At 39.2% G+C, this 3438-nt stretch carries 3 protein-coding genes; all 3 read right to left on the bottom strand.

Annotated features, from left to right (window positions below):
- Positions 1 to 96: 96 nt before the first annotated feature.
- Genes INF30_RS14490 through INF30_RS14480 form a run of 3 tightly spaced genes read right to left on the bottom strand, consistent with a single transcriptional unit; the run spans position 97 to position 3305 of the window.
- On the bottom strand, positions 97 to 1119 hold the full coding sequence (locus INF30_RS14490; RefSeq protein ID WP_226395711.1) for a tyrosine-type recombinase/integrase: 1023 nt from the start codon (positions 1117 to 1119) through the stop codon (positions 97 to 99).
- Complete coding sequence (locus INF30_RS14485; RefSeq protein WP_226395710.1) at positions 1109 to 2086, bottom strand: tyrosine-type recombinase/integrase; 978 nt, start codon at positions 2084 to 2086, stop codon at positions 1109 to 1111. Before INF30_RS14485 ends, INF30_RS14490 begins: the two co-directional genes overlap by 11 nt.
- Positions 2079 to 3305 (bottom strand): tyrosine-type recombinase/integrase, encoded by a 1227-nt coding sequence (locus INF30_RS14480; RefSeq protein WP_226395709.1) that lies wholly within the window; start codon positions 3303 to 3305, stop codon positions 2079 to 2081. The genes INF30_RS14485 and INF30_RS14480 overlap by 8 nt, the downstream gene beginning before the upstream one ends.
- Between the last annotated feature and the right edge of the window lie 133 nt (positions 3306 to 3438).

Here is a 3438-nt window from a genome sequence, read left to right as displayed (position 1 = left end):
CATTATCCCAGAAGTATTATTATTCCAGAAGAAATGCAGATCTCAGCTTAAAACCTGCATTTTTCAAAAGAGATCTGGAATAATAATGTTGTGAAATTACTTTAAAAAATCAGGTATATTTCTTTTTTCTCTATTGTCAGATCTGTCTGGATTTTCTTTGAAAAACCACCTGTCATTCCATGCTTTCAATTGGCGATTCATTGTTTCCTGAGAAATTTCCGTATAAATCTGAGTGGTTTGCAGGGATACGTGACCAAGAAAGTTTTTTACAACGATCAGCGGTACTCCCGCCTCAAGCATGTGTGTTGCCGTTGTATGTCGCATCGAGTGCGGCGTATAATTATTTCTGAACATTCCGGGGTTTTCCTGCTTTGCTATGCGGATATACTTTGCATAAATTTCCTCAATGCAGGAAACCGTCATCTTTTCATGAATCTGACTTGAGAAAATATGCCGGTTCTTATCCTCAGATATTCCTCTGTGTGCAATATACTTTTTTACTATATCTGAGGCAGCTGCTGGTATGCCTATCCTTCGTATTTTTTGTCCTTTTCCATGAACATTTATACAGGCTTTATCCTGATAAAACTGAATATCGCCTACCGTCAGATCGCACACTTCCTGGGAACGCATTCCGCTGGCATACATAAAGCACAGGAGAGTTTTATTTCTCAATCCGATTTCCGTATTGGCATCTGGCAGTTTAAAAAGAATCTTCACTTCCTCTCTCGAAAAGGAACTTCGCAGAGACTGTGGGGCTTTTTTCTTTGGGACTTTTAATACATTATTTCTGAATATATATGCTGCACCAAAATCTCTGTTTTGCGCATATATTGAGAATGCCGACAGTGCGGAAAGGCGCTGGTTTCTAGTCGCTATACTACATTTGCGCTCTGATTCCAGCCAGTCAAGGAACTCTGTGATCATCTGAGCATCCAATATTTCAAAGTAAATCTTTTCAGCCGGTATTCCTTTAACTGTATACATAAACTCTATAAGTATTCGGAAAGTTGCTTTATATGACGTAACAGTTGCTGTCGATAATCCTTTTGCTACCGGAAGATACGTGTTAAAATAGGCTTCAAGCAAGTCCAGAAATGAATTCTTCTTATGCTTCATAGTCCACCTCCGGCAACAGGTCATACATAAAATCACCAAAGTTTTCAACTGCTTCGGGGAACAACTCACTGCTGAATTTTAAGTACTTGGATGTTTCATCAAGGCTGTCATGGCCCAGATAGATAGAAAGATATGGTATCGCATCATCAATATGTCTGCCAGCCCTTTCTGCCTGTGCAAAAGATTTAAATGCAAAAACATGTCTCAGGCAGTGCAGGCATGGACCTCTTTCATGCTTCTTCCGATTAGCAAGGCGGATGTTATTATCTTTCAGTATTTTATCAAATCTGTTTTTTACCGATCTGCCTGAAATATGACTATCAGTTTTGGAGGAAGGGAAAAGCCATCCTTCTGTTTTTTCAAAAATCCCCATCGCTAAACAGTATTCCGTTAGTATCCGTGTCATTTCCAATGACATGGGAACTAAGCGTTGTTTGTCACCTTTCGTGTTTATTAATCTGAGAATGCCATTTTCAAGATCCGTATCTGCAAGGTTGATTCTGACCGTTTCTCCTATCCTTAATCCGCAGCTATATAATAATCGAAGAATCACCGGAAACTCGATCACCAGATAGGGATCCGCCTTTTTATCTGATAAGATGACATTATCTGCAGATTTAAAGATGAGTTCGAGTTCATTATCGCTGAATATATACGGAACATAATCATCACGCACTTTTGGAATAATAGGGATAAAAGCAGGTTCACCGGACAATGTCAAATATTTTAAAAACTGCCGGATCGTGATAACTTCATTTTCAACAGACCCGCTTTTTCCGTTTAGTGTACCGACCCATGCATTAATAAAACGTTCAGTGATCTGACCTGTTGAACGGATGTGCTCATTCAGATAATTATCAAATCTTTTTAGATAACACAATTCATGTTTCTGTGCACTTTCGCTTAATACTCCGCATCGTAGCTCGTAGTATTGTGATAGCTTATCTGAATAAATACTGTTAAACATGACGGACCACCTTCTTTCCGGAAAGGTAATCAGCAAATATTCCTTTGGGGCGAGGCGGATCCAGAGCACACAATCTTAAATTTTCAATGTCCACTTTTGCATAATGCTTTATAACATTTAAATCAGAATGTCCAAGTATTCTTCTCACCGTTTCATAAGAGACTCCGTCATTTACCATCGAGCTTGCAAGGGATGAACGGAAGGTATGGGGACCATGCTTTTTTCTACTTGTATCTATTCCGGCCTTATGAAAGTAACGGTCTGTGGCATGTCTTATAATACTTGTTGTAATACGTCCATATGGAGCTGACATACCGTGAAAAACGTATTCATCACATCTTCCGGAAGATTTCGCACTCTCCAAGAAAGTAGTGATTGCAGCCATAACAGCCTTCGGCATCTGTAAAGACAGCGGCATCCCGGTTTTTTCCTGCCTCAGGTGGATATATCCACTATTCAGATCCACTTCTGACCACTTCAGTTTTGCAATATCCCCAGAGCGCAACCCCATGCGAGTCGCAAGCAGGATGATTGCCCGATCCCTTTTGCCGGTATCTGTAGCCGTATCAATCGCATTTTCGACTTTCTTTATCTCTGAAGGAGTATAAGTGGTAGGTAAAACGCTACGTCTTTTATAATGGGGCACGATCCCAGAAAAATCTGTTTTGATTAACCCACTATCATAAAGATACCGCAGAAACTGGCGTATTCTCGCATAATTATCTTTGTTATCATATATAAGTAGTGCCTGGGATATCTTCCCTGCGTTAAGATCACAAATATCATTACATCCAATCTGTTTTATGTAATTCAGAAATCGTACACAAGTTTTCTTTTTGGCGAGAATAGTTGGTGATTTGTTCCCTGTGTTTGAACATTCATTAAGATACTCATTCAGTATATTCGAAAAATCTTCAGGGACTTTTTCCAACTGACTTCCATGATGACATCTGTAAGGTATGTCATCGATATAATCATTGAGCCTCCGTACCGCACAGGTATACGCACTAAAAGTCGATCTGCATACGTTTACTGAATCTAGAAACTGACGTCCGATTTCAGGAGTATATGTTTCTATACCAAGTTTTTTCATCGACGAGTAGATTCTGTTGTAAATCCGCCTGTAAACCATCAATGTGGAATCCATGTAATTCTGCTTTTTGAGCTGATTGATGACACAATCAGACAGCTTGTGAAAGTTTAACGTTTTCTCTGCCATAATTGACCTCCTTATAATAATCTGTGAGGTTAATTATACGCTATTGTTATTCGAGAAAACGACATGTACCATCAGGTTTTAAGCTGAGATCTGCATTTCTTCTGGAATAATAATACTTCTGGGATAATGTGTC

It is taken from the genome of Claveliimonas monacensis, from assembly GCF_014982975.1.
GTDB lineage: Bacteria > Bacillota > Clostridia > Lachnospirales > Lachnospiraceae > Claveliimonas > Claveliimonas monacensis.
The sequence above is the reverse complement of the archived record's forward strand: the minus strand, read 5'-3'. Positions and strand labels throughout refer to the sequence as shown.